The sequence below is a fragment of the Thalassospira mesophila genome (genome assembly GCF_002115755.1).
Lineage (GTDB): Bacteria > Pseudomonadota > Alphaproteobacteria > Rhodospirillales > Thalassospiraceae > Thalassospira > Thalassospira mesophila.
In genome coordinates this window covers 1-484 of sequence record NZ_JFKA01000067.1, presented here as the reverse complement: position 1 = coordinate 484, position 484 = coordinate 1, and the positions used below count along the sequence as shown (strand labels likewise).

Here is a 484-nt window from a genome sequence, read left to right as displayed (position 1 = left end):
CTTATTTTCAGTGGCGAGCTTAACCGAATAGGGGAGGCGTAGCGAAAGCGAGTCTTAATAGGGCGTCTAGTCGCTGGGAATAGACCCGAAACCGGGCGATCTATCCATGGGCAGGTTGAAGGTTGGGTAACACTAACTGGAGGACCGAACCGACTACCGTTGAAAAGTTAGCGGATGACCTGTGGATCGGAGTGAAAGGCTAATCAAGCTCGGAGATAGCTGGTTCTCCTCGAAAGCTATTTAGGTAGCGCCTCATGTATCACTGTAGGGGGTAGAGCACTGTTTCGGCTAGGGGGTCATCCCGACTTACCAAACCGATGCAAACTCCGAATACCTACAAGTGCCGAGCATGGGAGACACACGGCGGGTGCTAACGTCCGTCGTGAAAAGGGAAACAACCCAGACCGTCAGCTAAGGTCCCAAAGTTATGGTTAAGTGGGAAACGATGTGGGAAGGCTTAGACAGCTAGGAGGTTGGCTTAGAA

At 51.9% G+C, this 484-nt stretch carries 1 rRNA gene; it reads left to right on the top strand.

Annotated features, from left to right (window positions below):
• Position 1 precedes the first annotated feature (1 nt).
• Positions 2 to 484, top strand: a 23S ribosomal RNA gene (locus tag TMES_RS22060); the annotation flags it as partial.